This window comes from Pseudomonas sp. S8 (genome assembly GCF_050473925.1).
GTDB classification, from domain to species: domain Bacteria; phylum Pseudomonadota; class Gammaproteobacteria; order Pseudomonadales; family Pseudomonadaceae; genus Aquipseudomonas; species Aquipseudomonas parakoreensis.
In genome coordinates, this window is sequence record NZ_JBFDVZ010000016.1 from 3,876,693 (window position 1) to 3,898,350 (window position 21,658).

The window sequence follows — 21,658 nt, forward strand, 5'->3', positions numbered from 1 at the left end:
CGACTTCCACTATGAGTGCTCTTTCAAAGGAATGGTGCGCGGACGTTCCAGCCAGGCGCCTTCGCCGTCGGGTACGATCTCGACCACATCGACCTGAGTGGCGCTGATGGCAACGATGCGCCCATCGTTGCGCCCAAGGTAGTCGCCGACTTTCAACCGATGCACCCCGCCCGCCCCGCGCAGCAGCGCAAAGGAGCCGGAGGCATTGGAGATCGTGCCGACCATTTCAAACTGCTCGATGTTGAAACCTTCGAGGTATTGCTTGACCCGGCTCGGATCGGGTTTGACGTTGCGCGAGCCGCGCTGGTGCCCGGCCAGATCGACTCGCACCTGACGCGAGAACGGGCTGCGCAGGTTGGCCGCGCTGTAGGTGAACGTGGGATAGGAATGAAACGTCGGCGTCGGCTCGATACGGCCGGCCGGCCGCAGACGTACTTCGTTCATGTATGCGTCGAGGTCACTGAACTCGTCACTGCCGCCGCAACCACTGAGGCCGAACAAGAGCACTGACAGGGCGAAAAAACGAAACGGGGTCATTTGTCCAACCCCTTGTCGTTGTAGCGGTAAGTCTTGGCGAGGATGTTCATGCGCAGCTTCGTCCCGCCATCGGGGCTGGCAGGTGCCAGTTCGAAATCGTGCAAGGTGACGATCCGTGGCAACCCGGCAACCCCACTGACGAACGTCGCAAGGTCGTGGTAAGCCCCGGTGACGGTGATCTGGATCGGCAACTCGATGTAGAACGGCTGAGTCACTTCCGGCAGCAGTTTGATCTCTTCGAATTCGAGGCCGCTGCCCAGCCCGGTGCGGGTGATGTCTTCGAGCAATCCCGGGACTTCGGTGTCGCTGGGCAACTGCCGCAGGAGCACGCCAAAAGTGTTTTCCATCTCCTTCATCTGCTGGGTGTACAACTCCAGGTTGGCGGCCATGCGCGCCTTGCTGGCGAATTGCTCTTTCAAGGTGTCTTCTTCCTGACGCCTGGCTTCCAGCTGGTTTTCCATGTCGCTGATGAAAAAGTTGTAGCCAAGCGCCAGCACCAGCACCGCCAGGAACACTCCCGCGATGCTTTTCACCGCGGCCGGCCAGGAGCCGATATTGCTGGTGTCCAGATCGTTGAAGTCGATATTGCGAAGACTTTGCAGCCATTCGGACGGTTTCATTTGTCGCCCTCCGTCACAGCCGGCTGGGTCTGACGAACGGTCAGCTGAAAGACGTTGGCCTGGTCCACCTGACCGGCAGTCGTCGCTTTCACTTCATTGAGACTCGGCGCGTCGAACCAGTCTGAGGCGTCCAGATTGCGCATCAGCTCCGAAACGCGATTGTTCGACTCCGCCGCGCCGCTGATCGACAGCGTCTTGCCGGCCAGTTTCACGCTGGTGAAATACACCCCGTCCGGCAGCGTGCGCGCCAGTTGGTCGAAGATCCGCCCGCTGATCTGCCGGTTGCCCTGCAAGTCCTGGATGATGCGCATGCGCTCGACCAGTTGCTGGCGCCGCGCCTTGAGTTCGCTGATTTGCTTGATTCGTTCGTCGACCACGGCAATCTGTTTGCCGATGTAGGCATTGCGCTCGGCCTGCCGCTCGATGGCGGTACTGAAGATCTGATCGGCGATAAATACCGCGCCCACCGAGCCGACGAAGACTCCAATGAGAATCAGCAGGAAACGCTTGCGCCGCTCTTCGCGGCGTTCTTCACGCCAGGGGAGAAGGTTGATCCGCGCCATCAGTCGAAACTCCTGAGCGCGAGCCCGCAGGCGATCATCAGGGCCGGCGCGTCACTGGCCAGGGCCCCGGCGTTGACCTTGCTGCTCAAGGCCATGTCGGAAAACGGGTTGGCGACCTGGGTCGGGGTGCCCAGACGCTGCTCGATCAGGCGATCCAGCCCCGGTACCGAGGCTGTGCCGCCGGCCAGCAGAATGTGATCGACCGAGTGGTACTGCCCGGAGGCGAAAAAGAACTGCAATGAGCGCGAGACCTGCTGCACCAGGGCATCACGGAATGGCTGCAACACCTCGCTGACATAGTCATCCGGCAGACCGCCCTGCTTTTTCGCCAGCCCGGCCTGCTCGACGGTCAGACCGTAGCGGCGCTGAATTTCCTCGGTCAGTTGCCGGCCACCGAACAGTTGCTCGCGGGTATAGATGATGCGGCCGTTGTGCAGGACGCTGAGGGTGGTCATGGTGGCGCCAATGTCCACCACGGCCACCGTCAGGCGCTCCTGCGAGGCAGCCAATTGAGTGGCGAGCAGGCCGAACGAGCGCTCCAGCGCGTAGGCCTCGACATCGACCACGCGCGCAGTCAGCCCGGCCAGCGCCAGCGCTGCCTCGCGCACTTCGACATTCTCCTTGCGACAGGCGGCCAGCAGCACGTTGACCCGCTCCGGGTTGCGTGGCGACACACCCTGGACCTCGAAATCGATGGCGACCTCGTCCAGCGGATAGGGGATGTATTGATCGGCCTCGATCTTGAGCTGGTTTTCCAGTTCGTCATCGGTCAGCCCGGCATCCATCTCGATGATCTTGGTAATCACCGCTGAACCGGCCACCGCCACCGCCACGCTTTTGAGCCCGGTGCGCGCCTTGACCAGTACACGGGACAAGGCATTGCCCACGCCTTCAAGCTCGGCGATGTTCTTTTCGACCACCGCGTTGGGCGGCAGCGGCTCCACCGCGTAGGCCTCGACCCGGTAGCGGTCGCCCTGACGGCTGAGTTCCAGCAGCTTCACCGAAGTGGAGCTGATGTCGATCCCCAGTAACGTATCGGTCTTTTTATTGAAGAGTCCCAGCACTACCAATTCCCTATGACTTTCCGTGAGTTACGGACTCTGTAATACGTCTTGCGTTCCTTCATCACGCCTTGACAGAAGCGCAAATGACGCCCCCAGCAGAAAAGTGCTTATAATGCCCAGCGTTTTTTTCCGCTTTTTACTGCCGGCCCGGGCCGTTCTGTGTGTTACCGGAACCCTGTCGCCACCTTCATTCTTTGCCCTGGATGCTTAAAAGCCTTGATTCGTCTGCTGAAATTTTTCGGTTGGTCCATCGTCGCCGTTTTCTGCGGACTGCTTTTAGGTCTCAGTGGCGCGTTTCTTTACCTTAGTCCGGGTTTGCCGTCTGTGGAGGCGCTGAGAAGCATTCAGTTGCAGATTCCGCTGCGGGTCTACAGCAGCGACAACAAGTTGATCGCAGAATTTGGCGAAATGCGCCGTACTCCGATCCGTTTCGCCGACATTCCACCCAATTTCATTAATGCGTTACTAAGTGCTGAAGACGACAATTTCGCCAACCACTATGGCGTCGATCCGAGCAGCCTGATGCGTGCCGCGACCCAACTGGTCAAAAGCGGCCACATCCAGTCCGGCGGCAGCACCATCACCATGCAGGTGGCGAAGAACTTCTTCCTGACCAGCGAACGCAGCTTCTCGCGCAAAACCACGGAAATTCTCCTGGCCCTGCAAATCGAGCGACAGCTGACCAAGGACGAGATCCTTGAGCTGTACGTGAACAAGATTTATCTGGGTAACCGCGCCTATGGCATCGAGGCGGCGGCGCAGGTGTATTACGGCAAGTCGATCCGCGACGTCAGCCTGGCGCAGATGGCGATGATCGCCGGCCTGCCAAAAGCCCCGTCGCGCTTCAACCCGCTGGCCAACCCGGCGCGCAGCAAAGAACGCCGCGACTGGATCCTCGGCCGCATGTACAAGCTTGGAAAAATTTCCGAGGCCGACTACACCGCCGCGATCAACGAGCCGCTGAACGCCAGCTATCACGTACCGACCCCGGAAGTGAACGCACCGTACATCGCCGAAATGGCCCGTGCGGAAATGGTCGGCCGCTATGGCAGCGACGCCTACACAGAAGGTTTCCGCGTCACCACCACGGTGCCGAGCAACCTGCAGGAAATGGCCAACACCGCGTTGCACGAAGGCCTGATGACCTACGACCAGCGTCACGGTTACCGTGGCCCCGAGTCGCGCCTGCCGGGCAAGACCCGCGAAGCGTGGGCCACCGAACTGACCAAGCAGCGCACCATCAGCAGCCTGGAGCCGGCCATCGTCACCCAGGTCGACAAGAATGGCTTGCAGGTGCTGACCCGTACCGGCGAAGAGCACGTCGCCTGGGACACCATGAAATGGGCACGCCCGTTCCTCAATACCAACAGCATGGGCGCCGCACCGCGCCAGCCGTCGGACGTGGCGCAGGTCGGCGACCTGATTCGCGTGCAGCGTCAGCCGAACAACTCGCTGAAGTTCAGCCAGATCCCGCAGGCGCAAGGCGCGCTGGTGTCGCTGGATCCGCAGAACGGCGCGATTCGCTCGCTGGTCGGTGGTTTCGCCTTCGAACAGAGCAACTACAACCGCGCCCTGCAGGCCAAGCGTCAGCCGGGGTCGAGCTTCAAGCCGTTCGTCTACAGCGCTGCGCTGGACAGCGGTTACACCGCCGCGACCCTGGTCAACGACGCCCCGATCGTGTTCGTCGACGAGTACCTGGACAAAGTCTGGCGGCCGAAGAATGACACCAACACCTTCCTCGGCCCGATCCGTCTGCGCGAAGCGCTGTACAAGTCGCGTAACCTGGTGTCGATCCGTCTGTTGCAGGCGATGGGTGTCGGCAAGACCATCGACTACATCACCCGCTTCGGTTTCAACAAGCAGGACCTGCCACCGAACCTGTCGCTGGCGCTGGGCACCGCAACCCTGACCCCGATGGAGATCGCTACCGGCTGGAGCACTTTCGCCAACGGCGGCTACAAGATCACCCCGTACATCATCGACAAGATCGAAAGCCGCAACGGCGACACGCTGTTCGTCGCCAACCCGCCGACCGTGCCACAGGGCGGCTCGGCGACCGATGGCATCGCAGCGCCGACGCCTCAGCCGATTACCGTCAACACCGCTGCGGTTCCGGGCGAAGCCCCGGGCGCTGCGACTGCGCCACAAGTGCCTGCGGTGGCTGAGCGAATTGTCGATGGCCGCACCACGTACATCCTCAACAGCATGCTGCAGGACGTGATCAAGCTCGGCACCGGTCGCCGTGCGCTGGCCATGGGTCGCAGCGACATCGCGGGCAAGACCGGCACCACCAACGAGTCGAAGGATGCATGGTTCTCCGGTTACAACGCCGATTACGTGACCACCGTGTGGACCGGTTTCGACCAGCCAGAGAGCCTCGGTCGCCGCGAGTTCGGTGGCACCGTGGCGCTGCCGATCTGGATGAACTATATGTCGGCCGCGCTCAAGGACAAGCCGCCACACGTGCAGCCTGAGCCGGAAGGCATCCTCAGCCTGCGGGTGGATCCGGTCAGCGGTCGTGCCGCCACCCCGAGCACACCGGGTGCCTACTTCGAGCTGTTCAAGGCCGAAGACACGCCGCCTTCGGTGAATGAACTGGGCAACGGTGCCGTACCGGGCAGCCCGCTGCCAGCGGATGAGCAGGCGCCGATCGATCTGTTCTGATCCAGCCCAAGCAAAAAGCCCCGCCTTCGTGAGAAGCGCGGGGCTTTTTTGTGCTTCAAAGCAAGATCAAAAGATCGCAGCCTGCGGCAGCTCCTACAGAATCGGCGCCGATCCGCGAAATCGGCGGCCACCAAGGCCAACTGTAGGAGCTGCCGCGGGCTGCGATCTTTTGATCTGCCAAACAAAAAGCCCCGACTCTCACAAGCCGGGGCTTTCGTTGGAGCGCTACAACGGCTTAGCCGTTGAACACGTCATCCACGCTTTTCAGCGGGTAGTTCTTCGGATACGGCAGGGTCGCCACACCGGTCTCGATCGCAGCTTTCGCCACAGCGTCGGAGATCAGGGTGATCAGGCGCTTGTCCATTGGCTTCGGAATGATGTACTCACGGCCGAATTCCAGCGGCGCACCACCGTAGGCGTCGCACACGTCCTGTGGCACTGGCAGTTTGGCCAGTTCGCGCAGGGCGTTGGCCGCAGCCACTTTCATTTCTTCGTTGATGCGCTTGGCGCGAACGTCCAGGGCACCACGGAAGATGAACGGGAAGCCCAGTACGTTGTTGACCTGGTTCGGGTAGTCGGAACGACCGGTGGCCATGATCACGTCGCTGCGGGTGGCGTGCGCCAGTTCCGGGGAGATTTCCGGATCAGGGTTCGAGCAGGCGAAGACAATCGGGTTGGCCGCCATCGACAGCAGGCCTTCAGCGCTCAGCAGGTTCGGGCCGGACAGACCGACGAACACGTCAGCGCCTTGCAGAGCGTCAGCCAGGCTGCGCTTGTCGGTGGCGTGAGCGAATACCGCTTTGTACTGGTTCAGGTCGTCACGGCCGGAGTGGATCACACCGGTACGGTCAACCATGAAGATGTTTTCGATTTTTGCGCCCATGCTCACCAGCAACTTCATGCAGGAGATGGCCGCAGCGCCGGCGCCGAGGCAGACGATCTTGGCTTCCGGCAGGGTTTTGCCGGCGATTTCCAGGGCGTTGATCATGCCGGCTGCGGTCACGATCGCGGTGCCGTGCTGGTCATCGTGGAATACCGGAATGTCGCACTGCTCGATCAGAGCACGTTCGATCTCAAAGCACTCAGGCGCCTTGATGTCTTCCAGGTTGATGCCACCGAAGGTGATGGAGATGCGTTTTACGGTGTCGATGAAGGCCTGCGGGCTTTCGGAGTCGACTTCGATGTCGAACACGTCGATGCCGGCGAAGCGCTTGAACAGTACGCCTTTACCTTCCATTACCGGCTTGGAAGCCAGTGGGCCGAGGTTACCCAGCCCCAGAATCGCGGTGCCATCGGAAATGACTGCAACCAGGTTGCCCTTGCCGGTGTATTTGTAGGCCAGTTCAGGATTGCTGGCGATCTCACGCACTGGTTCAGCTACGCCGGGGCTGTAGGCCAGCGACAGGTCGCGGGCGGTAACAGTGGCCTTGGTGAGCTCGACACTCAGCTTCCCTGGACGAGGATTGGCATGATATTCGAGAGCGGCAGTTTTCAGATCAGACATTTTGGCATTCCGCTTTTTACTGTTGGACAGACTGGTCAGCGAGGATACGCGCCTCGCAAAGTCCCCACAAGACTGAGCGGTCACCCCTGTCAAGCGCCCTGTCCTACGACTTTGGGCCAAGAGCCACGGCGCACAAGGGCTGGACTGTTCACAATCGATAGAAAAAATGTCTACAATTTTTCTTCAGCGCGTACTTTTCAGCATCGACGGATCGGTCAATGGCAGTAGCCAACGCGGCTGATCCGGTTTCAACCCACCACGCCGCGAACGGTCAACGACCCAGCCGCGAGCCTCGACCTGCCTGCCTTTGAGCGACTGCAACCGGGAATTGTCGAATTGTCCGAGCAGATTGGGCGCAACGCGCAGTACAACCGAGCCCTGCAACTCGATCCAGATTCCGCCACGATTGCGCTGAACCTTGCTCACACGCCCACTGACCACGGCGAACCCCGAAGCGCGGATCTGCTCCGCTTTCAGTACAGGCGACTGGCGCCAGACCCCGCGCCCAGCGAGTCGTGCACGCTGTTCGGCGGCTTGCTGACAGGCAACCAGATCGACATTCGGTGCCACCGCCACTTGAAAACCCAGGCCGTCGGCAAGCATTTGCGCTTCAAGATTGGCGCCGCTTGAACTGTAGACATGCGCGAGGGTGCGACCGTAATGGTCTTGGGCCTGTTTGCCCGGCAGCAAACCGACCCGACCGCCGCTGTCCGCCACCAAAGCTTCAAGGCGCTTGCGCGCGGCCACGGCGAAGGGCTCATCACTGCGGCCCTGCTTGCCCAGCTCCGGGGTGTTGAGACCGATCATCCGCACGCTGCGTCCATCGCTCAGGCGCAGGGTGTCGCCGTCGACCACGCGCTGTACCGCAACGCTGCTCAGGCCGCCCGGCGCCGGGCAAAACGCCTGGGCGCCGGACAGCCAAATCGCGGACACAAAAAAGGCGCCCACAAGGGACGCCTTTTTCATCAGCCTTGAAAAACCGTAGAGGCTTTCCAGGATGACCAATCTTACTTCTTGGCGCCGAAGGCACCGAAACGGTCGGCGAACTTCTGAACGCGACCACCGGTGTCCAGAGTCTTCTGCTTACCGGTGTAGAACGGGTGGCACTCGTTGCAAACGTCGATCGCCAGGGCTTTGCCGAAGGTCGAACGGGTTTCGAACTTGTTGCCGCAGCTGCAGGTAACAGCAACTACTGGGTAATCCGGGTGGATATCAGCTTTCATGGTGTATTCCTCAGGCTAGCGTGCCGCCACCCAACACTATTGTTGAATACCGCACGTAATTAGGCCGCGGATTCTACCAGACAATGTCAATCGCGCAAGCTGTCCCTGAGACCGACCGTCTGCTAGGCTCCCGGGCTTGAACGCACTCCCCTGTGGGAGCGAGCTTGCTCGCGAATGCGTTGTGCCAGTTGATGACTTCGTGCCTGACACACCGCGTTCGCGAGCAAGCTCGCTCCCACAGTTGATCTGCGCCAAGCCTCCTTTTGTGTTGATCGAGATCCCCCCGCGTGCCCGACGCCATTCTGCGCCTCGCCCTGCCTTCGCCCCTGCGCCGCCTGTTCGACTATCGGGCCCCGGCCGGGGTGCAGCGTGCCCAGTTGCAGCCGGGCATGCGCCTGCGGGTGCCGTTCGGGCGGCGGGAGATGATCGGGATTCTGGTCGAGATCACCGATACCAGCGACGTGCCGCTGGAGAAACTCAAGCCGGCGTTGGCCCTGCTCGATGCAGAGCCGCCGCTGCCGCCCGCACTGTTCAAGCTGTGCCTGTGGACGTCGCAGTATTACCAGCACAGCCTCGGCGACACCTTGAGCTGGGCACTGCCGGTGCTGCTGCGTCAGGGCGAACTGGCGGAGGCCCGTCAGGAGCGCTTCTGGTCCGTCGCGCCCGGCGCCAGCCTTGATGATCCGCGCATCGCCCGTGCGCCACGGCAACGGGAAGCGCTGGCGACGCTGGCGCAACACCCGCACGGCGTCGCCCATCAGTTGTTGAGCAAGCTGATGCTGAGCAAAGACAGCCTCGACCTGCTGCTGGCCAAGGGCCTGGTACAAGTGGAAATCCGCCGGCATGCCCCCGGTGTGCGCCATGAACACTGGCTGGCGCAACCGGAGTTGCCGCTTAACACCGAACAACGCGCCGCTTACGAGGCGATCCGCGCCGGGTTCGACAGTTATCACGCGTTTCTGCTGGCGGGCGTCACCGGCAGCGGCAAGACCGAAGTCTATTTGCAACTGATCCGCGAAACCCTCGAAGCCGGCAAGCAGGCGCTAGTGCTGATTCCCGAAATCAATCTCGGCCCGCAGACCCTGGCGCGTTTCGAGCAGCGCTTCAACGCACGCATCGCCCTGCTGCATTCGGCGGTCAACGACCGCGAGCGCCTCGACGCCTGGCTCGCTGCCCGCGACGGCGAGGCCGACATTATTATCGGCACCCGCTCGGCGCTGTTCACCCCGATGAAGAACCCGGGGCTGATCATCATCGACGAAGAACACGACGGCTCCTATAAACAGCAGGAAGGCCTGCGCTATCACGCCCGGGATCTGGCACTGGTGCGCGCGCGACAGGAAAACATCCCGATCGTCCTCGGCTCCGCCACGCCTTCACTGGAAAGCCTGCACAACGCCTACACCGGTCGTTATGGCCTGCTGCGCCTCAACGAGCGGGCCGGCGGCGCCAGGCAACCACGTTTCCTGCGGCTGGACGTGAAAAGCCGTCCGCTGGACAGCGGCATTTCCGGGCCGATGCAACAAGCCATTGGCCAGACCCTCGCGGCCGGCCAGCAGGTGCTGGTGTTTCTCAACCGGCGCGGCTTTGCGCCGACGTTGCTGTGCCACGATTGCGGCTGGATGTCCGAGTGCTCGCGCTGCGACGCGCGAATGACCGTGCACCAACGCTACGGCGAACTGCGCTGCCACCACTGTGGCAACGTCGAGCGCACGCCGCGCCAATGCCCCAAGTGCAATAAAGTTGATCTGCGCCCGGTGGGCGCCGGCACCGAACGCGCCGAAGAACGCCTGGCGATTCTGTTCCCGGATTACCCGGTGCTGCGCGTCGACCGCGACAGCACCTCGCGCAAGGACGCGATGAATCAGTTGTTCGCGACGATTCAGAAGGGACAGCCGTGCATTCTGGTCGGCACGCAAATGTTGGCCAAGGGGCATCACTTCCCCCGGGTCACGCTGGTGTCGATTCTGGATGCCGACGGCGGGCTGTTCTCCGGCGACTTCCGCGCCAGCGAGCGTATGGCGCAGTTGATCGTGCAAGTGGCCGGGCGCGCCGGACGGGCGGAAGAGCCGGGCAAGGTGATCATCCAGACCCACCTGGCCGACCATCCTTTATTGGTGCAATTGACCGAGCAGGGCTACTTCGCCTTTGCCGAACAGGCGCTGAGCGAGCGCCGCGCTGCGGGACTGCCGCCGTTTTCACACTTGGCCCTGTTGCGTGCCGAAGCGCACAAACCGGGGCAGGCCGAAGGCTTTCTCGATGAGGCGTGCAGCGCCGCCGAGCGCTTGCTGGCCGAGCAGAAGCTGGGCGGGATCGAACTGCTCGGGCCGGTGCCGGCGCCGATGGAGCGCCGAGCCGGTCGCTATCGGGCGCAGCTGTTGGTGCAGGCGGCAGCGCGGGCACCGCTGCATCGGTTGCTCGCCAGCTGGTTGCTGGAATTAGAGCAGATGCCGAGCGGGCGGGCGGTGCGCTGGTCGCTGGATGTCGATCCGGTGGATTTGTACTAGCAGATCAAAAGATCGCAGCCTGCGGCAGCTCCTACAGAATCGAGCGTGTTCCCCTGTAGGAGCTGCCGCAGGCTGCGATCTTTTGCTTTTAATGTCACCACATATCCACATCCTGCCTGCTAAGGTTGGCAAGCCCGTCTTCGCAACGGATAATGCCCAGTTTTTCCACCCGCGCATCGATGCGCCGCCGCGCTTGCGGTCGAAAGAGAAGACCATGAAAGACACCATTCGCCAGCTGATCCAACAAGCCCTCACCCAACTCGTCAACGAAGGTGTGTTGCCTGAAGGCCTGTCGCCGGCGATTCAGGTGGAGAACGCCCGTGACAAGACCCACGGCGACTTCGCCAGCAACATCGCCATGATGCTGGCCAAGCCTGCGGGCATGAAGCCGCGCGATCTGGCGGAGAAAATCATTGCTGCGCTGCCGGCCGACGACAATGTCACCAAGGCCGAAATCGCCGGCCCCGGCTTCATCAATTTCTTCCAGAACACCCATGCTCTGGCCTCGCGCCTCGACGCCGCGCTGGCCGATGCTCACGTTGGCGTGCGCAAGGCCGGCCCGGTGCAGCGCACTGTGGTCGACCTGTCGGCACCGAACCTGGCCAAAGAGATGCACGTCGGCCACCTGCGCTCGACGATCATCGGCGACGGCGTGGCCCGTGTTCTCGAGTTCCTCGGCGACGAGGTGATCCGCCAGAACCACGTGGGCGACTGGGGCACCCAGTTCGGCATGTTGATGGCTTACTTGCAGGAAAACCCGATCACCAGCGACGAGCTGTCCGATCTGGAAAACTTCTACCGCGCCGCCAAACAGCGTTTCGACGAATCCGAAGAGTTCGCCGACCGTGCCCGTGGTCTGGTGGTCAAGCTGCAGGCCGGCGATGCCGAGTGCCTGGCGCTGTGGACCAAGTTCAAGGACATCTCGCTGTCGCACTGCCAGAAGATCTACGAACTGCTCAACGTCAAACTGACCATGGCCGACGTGATGGGCGAAAGCGCCTACAACGACGACCTGATCAACGTGGTCAACGACCTGAAAGCCGCGGGCATGCTGGTCGAAAGCAACGGCGCCCAGTGCGTGTTCCTCGATGAGTTCAAGAACGCCGACGGCGATCCGCTGCCGGTAATCATCGTCAAGGCCGATGGCGGTTACCTGTACGCCACCACTGACCTGGCAGCCGTGCGCTACCGTTCTGGCAAACTGAAAGCCGACCGCGCGCTGTACTTCGTCGACCAGCGTCAGGCCCTGCACTTCCAGCAAGTGTTCGCCGTGGCGCGCAAGGCCGGTTTCGTGACCCATCCGATGGAAATGGAGCACATGGGCTTCGGCACCATGAATGGCGCCGATGGCCGTCCGTTCAAGACCCGTGATGGCGGCACCGTGAAGCTGATCGACCTGCTGACCGAAGCGCAGGAACGTGCCTACAACCTGGTGAAAGAAAAGAATCCGGAGCTGGCCGAAGACGAACTGCGCAACATCGCCAAAGTCGTCGGCATCGGCGCGGTGAAATACGCCGACCTGTCCAAGCACCGCACCAGCGACTACAGCTTCAACTTCGACCTGATGCTGAATTTCGAAGGCAACACCGCGCCGTATCTGCTGTACGCCTACACTCGCGTGGCTGGCGTGTTCCGCAAACTGGGCAAGGACTTCAGCGAAGTCGACGGCCAGATCGTTCTCGAAGCCGAGCACGAACAAGAGCTGGCGGCGAAACTGGCGCAGTTCGCCGAAGTGCTGAACAACGTCGCGGAAAAAGGCACGCCGCACATCCTCTGCACTTACCTGTATGACGTCGCCGGTCTGTTCTCCAGCTTCTACGAGAACTGTCCGATCCTCGCCGCCGAGACGCCCGTCCAGATGCAGAGCCGTCTGCGCCTGGCCGCGCTGACCGGTCGTACTCTCAAGCAAGGCCTGGAACTGCTGGGCCTGGAAACTCTGGAGCGCATGTAAGTTGGCTGCCAAGAAAAAACCTGCACCCAAGCGTGGCGCCAGCCGTTACCAAGCTCCTGCAAAGCAACCGATTCCCGGCTGGCTGTGGATGGCCATCGGCCTGACGGTCGGTGCGTTCATCGTATTCCTGATGAAACTGGAGCCGGGCAAGGGCAGCGACACGGTCAAGCGCGAGAAAGTCGAGCAGGCGCAGCAGCAGAAAGCGTCGAAGATCGCCGAGGCCAACAAGACCCCGCCGAGCCCGACGCAACCGGTGAAGCCGAAGTACGACTTCTACACCCTGCTGCCGGAATCGGAAGTGATCGTGCCGCCGGACGCCGTGCCGGAGAAAACCTTGCCGACGCCACAAGTGCCGACCACGCCGGTCACCCCGGCGGAAGCGGCGAAAATCGATACTGCTCGGGCGCAGGCTGCGCTGTCGGGCATCACCCCGCCGCCAGCGCCACCGGTGGCGAAAGCGGCGCCGGTGACCAAGTTCTTCCTCCAGGCCGGTTCGTTCCGCAAAGAGGCGGACGCGGACAAGGTGCGGGCGCAGATCATTTTGCTGGGCCAGGCTGTTTCGGTTGAGTCGGGCACGGTGAAGGATGAAACCTGGTACCGCGTACTCGTCGGCCCGTTCAGCAACCGCGAACAGCTGACCACCGCACAGAAACAACTGGCGGGCAGCGGCTTCAGCAATCTGTTGTTACAACAACGCCAGAGCCGCTGATTGGCCAGTGGGCACCTCACTCTGAGGTGCCCACAACCTTGTGGTGAGGGGATTTAGCGAAACGTCGCACCGCCCCGACCGGCTGCGCAGCAGTCGTAAATCCGGCATTCACGGTGTGTCAGACCGACTGCAACCGCAGGTTTCAGGGCCGCTTCGCGCCCCATCGGGGATAAATCCCCTCGCCACAGTCATCAAACACCATTCGTCTCCCATTGCCCAGCCCGGTTGAAATCCTCTCCAGCACCCCCATATGAATGGGCATAAGGCATTTTCGCCCCGCTGCGTGGAGACTCTTCCCTTGACCACCATCGTTTCAGTCCGCCGCCACGGCAAAGTCGTCATGGGCGGCGACGGCCAGGTTTCTCTCGGCAATACCGTGATGAAAGGCAACGCGAAGAAAGTTCGTCGCCTGTACCACGGCCAGGTCATCGCCGGTTTCGCCGGTGCCACCGCCGACGCCTTCACCCTGTTCGAACGTTTCGAAGGCCAGCTCGAGAAACATCAGGGTCACCTGATCCGCGCCGCTGTCGAACTCGCCAAAGAATGGCGCACCGACCGCTCCCTGAGCCGCCTCGAAGCCATGCTCGCGGTCGCCAACAAGGACGCCTCGCTGATCATCACCGGCAACGGTGACGTGGTCGAACCCGAAGACGGCCTGATCGCCATGGGTTCCGGCGGCGCCTACGCGCAAGCCGCAGCCAGCGCGCTGCTGAAAAAGACCGACCTGTCGGCCCGTGAGATCGTCGAAACCGCCCTCGGTATCGCCGGCGACATCTGTGTATTCACCAACCACACTCAGACCATTGAGGAGCAGGATCTCGCTGAATAAGCCTGACGCGGCCTAAGTGCCACGGCTTGTTTCTGCTTGAGGACCGTCAATTACTATGTCCATGACTCCCCGCGAAATCGTCCACGAACTCAACCGCCATATCATCGGCCAGGACGATGCCAAGCGCGCCGTCGCGATTGCCCTGCGCAACCGCTGGCGCCGCATGCAGCTGCCTGAAGAGCTGCGCGTTGAAGTGACCCCGAAAAACATTCTGATGATCGGTCCGACCGGTGTCGGTAAAACCGAAATCGCCCGTCGTCTGGCGAAGCTGGCCAACGCGCCGTTCATCAAGGTCGAAGCGACCAAATTCACCGAAGTCGGCTACGTTGGCCGTGACGTCGAATCGATCATCCGTGATCTGGCCGATGCCGCAATCAAGATGCTCCGCGAGCAGGAAATGACCCGCGTGCGTCACCGTGCCGAAGACGCTGCCGAGGATCGTATCCTCGACGCACTGCTGCCACCGGCACGCATGGGCTTCAGTAACGAAGAAACCCCGAGCAGCGATTCCAACACCCGTCAGCTGTTCCGCAAGCGCCTGCGTGAAGGTCAGCTGGACGACAAGGAAATCGAGATCGAAGTCGCCGAAGTGGCCGGCATCGAAATCGCTACGCCACCTGGCATGGAAGAGATGACCAGCCAGTTGCAGAACCTGTTCGCCAACATGGGCAAGGGCAAGAAGAAAGCCCGCAAGCTCAAGGTCAAAGAAGCGCTGAAACTGGTGCGCGACGAAGAGGCCGGGCGTCTGGTCAACGAAGAAGAGCTGAAGGCCAAGGCGCTGGAAGCGGTCGAGCAGCACGGCATCGTGTTCATCGACGAAATCGACAAGGTCGCCAAGCGCGGCAATGTCGGCGGCGCCGATGTCTCCCGTGAAGGCGTACAGCGCGACCTGCTGCCGCTGATCGAAGGCTGCACCGTCAACACCAAGCTGGGCATGGTCAAGACCGACCACATCCTGTTCATCGCCTCCGGTGCGTTCCACCTGAGCAAGCCGAGCGATCTGGTGCCTGAGCTGCAAGGCCGTCTGCCGATCCGTGTCGAACTCAAGGCGCTGAGCCCGGAAGACTTCGAGCGCATCCTCAGCGAGCCGCACGCATCGCTCACCGAGCAATACTGCGCGCTGCTGAAGACTGAAGGCCTGAACATCCAGTTCCAGCCGGAAGGCATCAAGCGTCTGGCGGAGATCGCCTGGCAAGTCAACGAGAAGACCGAGAACATCGGGGCCCGTCGCCTGCACACGCTGCTCGAGCGTCTGCTGGAAGAGGTGTCGTTCAGTGCCGGCGACCTAGCCAGCGCGCATGACGACAAGCCGATCCTGATCGACGCTGCGTACGTCAACAGCCATCTGGGCGAATTGGCGCAGAACGAAGACCTGTCCCGTTATATCCTGTAGGTCACCTTCTGTGTGAGCGGGCTTTTGTGGTGAGGGGATTTATCCCCGATGGGGCGCGAAGCGGCCCTTATCCCGTTGAGTGCGGTATCTCAGACACACCGCATCAACGGGTTTGCGGCTGCTGCGCAGCCGATCGGGGATAAATCCCCTCGCCACAAAGTTCGCTGACACAGGGCCTCTTTTCAGACGGATGACTGGCCTCATGACCAACACGATCCCCACCGACATCAAACTGCACAAAGCCTCGAAAACCCTGACGCTCAAGTACGCGTCCGGCGAGGAGTACACCCTGCCCGCCGAGTTTCTGCGCGTGCACTCCCCTTCCGCCGAGGTCCAGGGCCACGGCAAACCGATCCTGCAATTCGGCAAGCTCAATGTCGGTCTCAGCGGCCTGGAACCGGCCGGTCACTACGCACTGAAACTGACCTTCGACGACGGTCACGACAGCGGCTTGTTTACCTGGGATTACCTCTACGAGCTGGGGCGACGTTATGACGCACTCTGGGCCGATTATCTGGCCGAGCTCAAAGCCGCCGGAAAAACCCGCGATCCGGACCAGTCGATTGTCAAGCTGATGCTCTAGTCCGAGACTCTTGCTCTTTAGAGGGCATTTTCTAAATTCATCTGTTTGAATGCTGCGCCTGGCGGTCGAGGATCGGCTGCTTGCGAAAAAAATTAAACTCGGGTAACCAATGGAGCTGGCAAGTTCCCTGCAGTGCTCTATGAACTGTAAAGCAGCTATGCAGAATTAACGGTCACCCGAGCAGTAGTACCTGGCATTGGCTGTGGAACTGCACAGCAGAAACCGGGTACTCGTCTCAGGACAATGGAGCGTCGTAGATGAGTAACAAGAATAACGATGACCTGAAGTACCAAGCCTCGGAAAACACCCTGGGGCTTAATCCCGTCGTTGGGCTACGCGGAAAGGATCTGCTGGCCTCTGCTCGAATGGTGCTGACCCAGGCCATCAAACAACCTATCCATAGTGTCAAGCACGTCACCCATTTCGGCCTCGAACTGAAGAACGTGCTGTTCGGCAAATCCGAACTGCAACCGGCCAGCGATGACCGTCGCTTCGTTGATCCGGCGTGGAGTCAGAACCCGCTCTACAAACGTTATCTGCAAACTTACCTGGCGTGGCGCAAGGAGCTCCATTCCTGGATCGACGACAGCAGCCTGTCCCCCAAAGACATCGCGCGCGGCCACTTCGTGATCAACCTGATGACCGAAGCCATGGCCCCGACCAATACCGCCGCCAACCCGGCAGCGGTCAAACGCTTCTTCGAGACCGGCGGTAAAAGCCTGCTCGATGGCCTCTCGCACCTGGCCAAGGATCTGGTGCACAACGGCGGCATGCCGAGCCAGGTCAACATGGGCGCGTTCGAGGTCGGCAAGAGCCTGGGCGTGACCGAAGGCGCGGTGGTGTTTCGCAACGACGTGCTGGAGCTGATCCAGTACAAGCCGATCACCGAGCAAGTCCACGAGCGCCCGCTGCTCGTGGTGCCACCCCAGATCAACAAGTTCTACGTATTCGACCTGAGCCCGGACAAGAGTCTGGCGCGCTTCTGCCTGCGCAATAACGTGCAGACCTTCATCGTCAGCTGGCGCAACCCGACCAAGGCCCAGCGCGAGTGGGGCCTTTCGACTTACATCGATGCGCTCAAGGAAGCCGTCGACGTGGTCACGGCCATCACCGGCAGCAAAGATGTGAACATGCTCGGCGCCTGCTCCGGCGGCATTACCTGCACCGCCCTGCTCGGCCACTACGCCGCGATCGGCGAGAACAAGGTCAACGCCCTGACCCTGCTGGTCAGCGTGCTCGACACCACGCTGGACAGCGACGTCGCCCTGTTCGTCGACGAGCAGACCCTGGAGACCGCCAAGCGCCACTCCTATCAGGCCGGCGTGCTCGAAGGCAAAGACATGGCCAAGGTCTTCGCGTGGATGCGCCCCAACGACCTGATCTGGAACTACTGGGTCAACAACTACCTGCTCGGCAACGAGCCGCCGGTGTTCGACATCCTGTTCTGGAACAACGACACCACCCGGTTGCCGGCCGCGTTCCACGGCGACCTGATCGAGATGTTCAAAAACAACCCACTGATTCGGCCCAATGCACTGGAAGTCTGCGGCACGCCGATCGACCTCAAGCAGGTCACCGCCGACATTTTCTCGCTGGCCGGCACCAACGACCACATCACCCCGTGGAAGTCCTGCTACAAGTCGGCGCAGCTGTTTGGTGGCAAGGTCGAGTTCGTACTGTCGAGCAGCGGGCACATCCAGAGCATCCTGAACCCGCCGGGCAACCCGAAATCGCGTTACATGACCAGCGAAGGCATGGCCGCCAATGCCGATGACTGGCAAGAGAACTCGACCAAGCACACCGATTCCTGGTGGCTGTACTGGCAGGCGTGGCAGGCCGAGCGCTCGGGCCATCTGAAAAAAGCACCACTGAAACTGGGCAACAAGGCGTATCCGGCTGGCGAGGCATCGCCGGGCACTTACGTACATGAGCGGTAACTGACACCACCCGACGTCCCAAACTGTGGAGTGAATTTGTGGTGAGGGGATTTATCCCCGATGGGTCGCGCAGCGGCCCCAAAACCAACTGACGCGGTGCAACTGACAAACCGCATCCATTGATTTTGCGACTGCTTCGCAGCCGATCGGGGATAAATCCCCTCGCCACAGACTCACTCTTACAGGGGAGCGGGGATGAATTAATCCACAGGGCCTGAAGCATGCCGCAACCGTTCATTTTTCGTACCGTCGATCTGGATGGGCAGACCCTCCGCACCGCGGTACGCCCCGGCAAGCCTCATTTGACGCCCTTGCTGATTTTCAACGGCATCGGCGCCAACCTGGAGCTGGTGTTTCCATTTGTCGCGGCGCTGGACCCGGATCTGGAAGTGATCGCCTTCGACGTGCCCGGTGTCGGCGGCTCGTCGACGCCCAACCGGCCGTATCGCTTTCCCGGGCTGGCGAAGCTGACCGCGCGGATGCTCGACTATCTCGATTACGGCCAGGTCAACGTCATCGGCGTGTCCTGGGGCGGCGCGCTGGCGCAGCAGTTTGCTCACGACTACCCCGAGCGCTGCAAGAAACTGGTGCTGGCAGCGACCGCCGCCGGTGCGGTGATGGTGCCGGGTAAACCGAAAGTGCTGTGGATGATGGCCAGTCCGCGGCGCTACATTCAGCCATCGCACGTGATCCGTATCGCCCCGCTGATCTACGGCGGCTCGTTCCGCCGCGACCCGACGCTGGCCGCCAGCCATGCCGCCAAGGTGCGTTCGGCGGGCAAGCTCGGCTACTACTGGCAGCTGTTCGCCGGCCTGGGCTGGACCAGCATTCACTGGCTGCACAAGATCCATCAGCCGACGCTGGTACTGGCCGGCGACGACGATCCGCTGATCCCGCTGATCAACATGCGCATGCTTGCCTGGCGGATTCCCAACGCCCAACTGCACATCATCGACGACGGCCATCTGTTCCTGATCACCCGCGCTGAAGCCGTGGCGCCGATCATCATGAAATTCCTTGAGGAGGAACGCCAGCGCGCCGTGATGCATCCGCATCCGACCCCGCTGGGCGGCTGAATCACGGCGGCAGGCTTTATGCAGGGTTTTGAACAAAGTGCGCGGCAGGACGCCGCGCGGGCAGCAACCCGTAACAGCGACTATGGTGTTCTGGTTCGGTTAGTTTGTTTTTGACCTGAAGACGAAGGAGTGTTGAGTCATGCGCGACAAACCAGCGACGGGCGTTGTGCCCAGCCCCGCCGTGTTCATCAACGCACAAAGTGCGATCACCGGCCTGCGCGGCCGGGACCTGATCTCGACCTTGCGCAGCGTCGCCGCCCACGGTCTGCGCAACCCGATTCACAGCGCGAAGCACGCCTTGAAACTCGGTGGCCAACTCGGTCGCGTGCTGCTCGGCGAAACCCTGCACCCGACCAACCCGAACGACAGCCGCTTCGCTGATCCGGCATGGAGCCTCAATCCGTTCTACCGGCGCAGCCTGCAGGCCTATCTGGCCTGGCAAAAACAGGTCAAGAGCTGGATTGATGAAAGCAACATGAGCGATGACGATCGCGCCCGCGCGCACTTCGCCTTCACCTTGCTCAACGACGCGGTGGCACCGTCGAATACGCTGCTCAACCCGCTGGCAGTCAAGGAGCTGTTCAACTCCGGCGGGCACAGTCTGGTGCGCGGCCTGAGTCATCTGTTCGATGACCTGCTGCACAACGACGGCCTGCCACGCCAGGTCACCAAGCAGGCATTCGAGGTCGGCAAGACCGTCGCCACCACCTCTGGCGCCGTGGTGTTTCGCAACGAGATGCTTGAGCTGATCCAGTACAAGTCGATGAGCGAAAAGCAATACGCCAAGCCGCTGCTGGTGGTGCCGCCGCAAATCAACAAGTACTACATTTTCGACCTCAGCCCGCAGAACAGCTTCGTCCAGTACGCGCTGAAAAATGGCCTGCAGACGTTCATGATCAGTTGGCGCAATCCAGACGTGCGCCATCGCGAATGGGGCCTGTCGACCTACGTCGAAGCGGTGGAAGAAGCGATGAACATCTGCCGGGCGATCACCGGCGCCCGCGACGTCAACCTGATGGGCGCCTGCGCCGGTGGCCTGACCATTGCCGCCCTGCTGGGGCATTTGCAGGCCAAGCGGCAGCTGCGACGTGTCTCCAGCGCGACCTACCTGGTCAGCCTGCTCGACAGTCAGATTGAAACCCCGGCCACGCTGTTCGCCGACGAACAAACCCTCGAAGCCGCCAAGCGCCGCTCCTATCAGAAAGGCGTGCTCGACGGGCGCGACATGGCCAAGGTCTTCGCCTGGATGCGCCCCAACGATCTGATCTGGAGCTACTTCGTCAACAATTACCTGTTGGGCAAAGAGCCGCCCGCGTTCGACATCCTCTACTGGAACAACGACAACACCCGCCTGCCCGCCGCGTTTCACGGCGACCTGCTGGACTTCTTCAAGCACAACCCGCTGACCCATCCGGGCGGGCTGGAAGTCTGTGGCACGCCGATCGACCTGCAGAAAGTCACCGTCGACAGCTTCAGCGTGGCCGGCATGAATGACCACATCACGCCGTGGGACGCGGTGTACCGCTCGACCCTGTTGCTTGGCGGGGAGCGGCGCTTCGTGCTGTCCAACAGTGGCCACGTGCAAAGCATCCTCAACCCGCCGAGCAACCCGAAAGCCAACTACGTCGAGAACGGCAAGCTCAGCAGCGATCCACGCGCCTGGTACTACGACGCCAAACGCGTCGACGGCAGCTGGTGGCCACAGTGGCTGGAGTGGATTCAGCAACGCTCCGGCGCCCAGCGCGAAACCACGTTTACCCTCGGCAACCCGAACTATCCACCGATGGAGGCAGCACCCGGCACCTACGTGCATGTGCGCTGACGCTTAACCGAACTTTTCTAAGAAGACTGGATGAAAACCCGCGACCGGATTCTCGAATGTGCCCTGCAACTGTTCAACGAAAAGGGGGAGCCCAACGTTTCCACCATGGAGGTTGCCAACGAAATGGGGATCAGCCCCGGCAACCTCTACTACCACTTCCACGGCAAGGAGCCGTTGATTCTCGGCCTGTTCGAACGCTTCCAGAACGAACTGGCGCCGCTGCTCGATCCGCCATCGGATGCCGAGCTGGCGCCGGAGGATTACTGGCTGTTTCTGCACCTGATCGTCGAGCGCCTGGCGCAGTACCGGTTTCTGTTCCAGGACCTGTCAAACCTCGCCGGGCGCCTGCCGAAACTGGCCAAGGGCATTCGCAACCTGCTCAACGCGCTCAAGCGTACGCTGGCGTCCTTGCTGGCGCGGTTGAAGGCTTCGGGGCAACTGGTCAGTGATACCCAGGCATTGGGGCAACTGGTGGAGCAGATCACCCTGACCCTGCTGTTCTCGCTGGACTATCAACGGATACTCGATCGCGAGGGTGAGGTCAAACTGGTGGTGTACCAGATCATGATGCTGGTGGCGCCGCATCTGCTGCCGCCGGTGAAAGTCGCTACTGAACGGATGGCCCTGCAGTATCTCGAAGATCATTAACGTCAAAAGATCGCAGCCTGCGGCAGCT

General features: G+C 61.5%; 18 protein-coding genes. 11 read left to right on the forward strand and 7 right to left on the reverse strand.

What is annotated here, in order from left to right; translation table 11 throughout:
* Positions 1-9 precede the first annotated feature (9 nt).
* Genes AB1J88_RS18595 through AB1J88_RS18610 form a run of 4 tightly spaced genes read right to left on the reverse strand, consistent with a single transcriptional unit; the run spans position 10 to position 2,784 of the window.
* Entirely contained in the window at positions 10-537 is a 528-nt protein-coding gene (locus AB1J88_RS18595; RefSeq protein WP_222017104.1) for a pilus assembly protein PilP, read from the reverse strand.
* Complete coding sequence (pilO, locus tag AB1J88_RS18600; RefSeq protein ID WP_047290892.1) at positions 534-1,157, reverse strand: type 4a pilus biogenesis protein PilO; 624 nt, start codon at positions 1,155-1,157, stop codon at positions 534-536. The genes AB1J88_RS18595 and pilO overlap by 4 nt, the downstream gene beginning before the upstream one ends.
* The gene (locus tag AB1J88_RS18605; RefSeq protein ID WP_041074918.1) at positions 1,154-1,720 is read right to left on the reverse strand and encodes a PilN domain-containing protein; all 567 of its coding nucleotides are present in this window, start codon (positions 1,718-1,720) and stop codon (positions 1,154-1,156) included. Before AB1J88_RS18605 ends, pilO begins: the two co-directional genes overlap by 4 nt.
* Complete coding sequence (locus tag AB1J88_RS18610; RefSeq protein WP_041074920.1) at positions 1,720-2,784, reverse strand: pilus assembly protein PilM; 1,065 nt, start codon at positions 2,782-2,784, stop codon at positions 1,720-1,722. The genes AB1J88_RS18605 and AB1J88_RS18610 overlap by 1 nt, the downstream gene beginning before the upstream one ends.
* 219 nt (positions 2,785-3,003) lie before the next feature.
* Here AB1J88_RS18610 and AB1J88_RS18615 point away from each other — a divergent pair, with 219 nt between their 5' ends.
* Entirely contained in the window at positions 3,004-5,448 is a 2,445-nt protein-coding gene (locus tag AB1J88_RS18615; protein WP_430292699.1) for a penicillin-binding protein 1A, read from the forward strand.
* A 235-nt stretch (positions 5,449-5,683) separates the two neighbouring features.
* On the opposite strand, the gene AB1J88_RS18620 is transcribed toward AB1J88_RS18615, so the two are convergent.
* From AB1J88_RS18620 to rpmE, 3 genes are all read right to left on the reverse strand, one after another.
* On the reverse strand, positions 5,684-6,952 hold the full coding sequence (locus tag AB1J88_RS18620) for a malic enzyme-like NAD(P)-binding protein (RefSeq protein ID WP_108181444.1): 1,269 nt from the start codon (positions 6,950-6,952) through the stop codon (positions 5,684-5,686).
* Between the two features lie 183 nt (positions 6,953-7,135).
* The gene (locus AB1J88_RS18625) at positions 7,136-7,918 is read right to left on the reverse strand and encodes a thermonuclease family protein (RefSeq protein ID WP_430291686.1); all 783 of its coding nucleotides are present in this window, start codon (positions 7,916-7,918) and stop codon (positions 7,136-7,138) included.
* Positions 7,919-7,959: 41 nt separating this feature from the next.
* Positions 7,960-8,175 (reverse strand): 50S ribosomal protein L31, encoded by a 216-nt coding sequence (gene rpmE / locus AB1J88_RS18630; RefSeq protein ID WP_041074926.1) that lies wholly within the window; start codon positions 8,173-8,175, stop codon positions 7,960-7,962.
* Between the two features lie 287 nt (positions 8,176-8,462).
* Between rpmE and AB1J88_RS18635 the strand changes: the two genes are divergently transcribed.
* The 10 genes from AB1J88_RS18635 (at position 8,463) to AB1J88_RS18680 (ending at position 21,630) form a co-directional block, all read left to right on the forward strand.
* Positions 8,463-10,682, forward strand: coding sequence for a primosomal protein N' (locus AB1J88_RS18635; RefSeq protein ID WP_430291687.1), 2,220 nt, complete (start codon positions 8,463-8,465; stop codon positions 10,680-10,682).
* 214 nt (positions 10,683-10,896) lie between these two features.
* A complete protein-coding gene (gene argS / locus AB1J88_RS18640; protein WP_430291688.1) occupies positions 10,897-12,633 on the forward strand; it encodes an arginine--tRNA ligase in 1,737 nt (578 codons plus the stop codon).
* Position 12,634: 1 nt separating this feature from the next.
* A complete protein-coding gene (locus tag AB1J88_RS18645; protein ID WP_041074932.1) occupies positions 12,635-13,342 on the forward strand; it encodes an SPOR domain-containing protein in 708 nt (235 codons plus the stop codon).
* 298 nt (positions 13,343-13,640) lie between these two features.
* On the forward strand, positions 13,641-14,171 hold the full coding sequence (gene hslV / locus AB1J88_RS18650) for an ATP-dependent protease subunit HslV (protein WP_007968352.1): 531 nt from the start codon (positions 13,641-13,643) through the stop codon (positions 14,169-14,171).
* Between the two features lie 55 nt (positions 14,172-14,226).
* The gene (gene hslU / locus AB1J88_RS18655) at positions 14,227-15,564 is read left to right on the forward strand and encodes an ATP-dependent protease ATPase subunit HslU (protein ID WP_041074934.1); all 1,338 of its coding nucleotides are present in this window, start codon (positions 14,227-14,229) and stop codon (positions 15,562-15,564) included.
* Between the two features lie 202 nt (positions 15,565-15,766).
* Positions 15,767-16,147, forward strand: a complete 381-nt coding sequence (locus tag AB1J88_RS18660; RefSeq protein ID WP_430291689.1) for a gamma-butyrobetaine hydroxylase-like domain-containing protein — start codon at positions 15,767-15,769, stop codon at positions 16,145-16,147.
* Positions 16,148-16,404: 257 nt separating this feature from the next.
* A complete protein-coding gene (phaC, locus tag AB1J88_RS18665; protein WP_430291690.1) occupies positions 16,405-18,084 on the forward strand; it encodes a class II poly(R)-hydroxyalkanoic acid synthase in 1,680 nt (559 codons plus the stop codon).
* Between the two features lie 221 nt (positions 18,085-18,305).
* Positions 18,306-19,160 carry a poly(3-hydroxyalkanoate) depolymerase gene (gene phaZ, locus AB1J88_RS18670; RefSeq protein ID WP_041074940.1) on the forward strand — a complete coding sequence of 285 codons (855 nt, stop codon included), beginning with the start codon at positions 18,306-18,308 and terminating at the stop codon, positions 19,158-19,160.
* Between the two features lie 139 nt (positions 19,161-19,299).
* On the forward strand, positions 19,300-20,982 hold the full coding sequence (gene phaC, locus AB1J88_RS18675; RefSeq protein WP_430291691.1) for a class II poly(R)-hydroxyalkanoic acid synthase: 1,683 nt from the start codon (positions 19,300-19,302) through the stop codon (positions 20,980-20,982).
* Between the two features lie 30 nt (positions 20,983-21,012).
* A complete protein-coding gene (locus AB1J88_RS18680) occupies positions 21,013-21,630 on the forward strand; it encodes a TetR/AcrR family transcriptional regulator (protein ID WP_097087013.1) in 618 nt (205 codons plus the stop codon).
* Positions 21,631-21,658 lie beyond the last annotated feature (28 nt).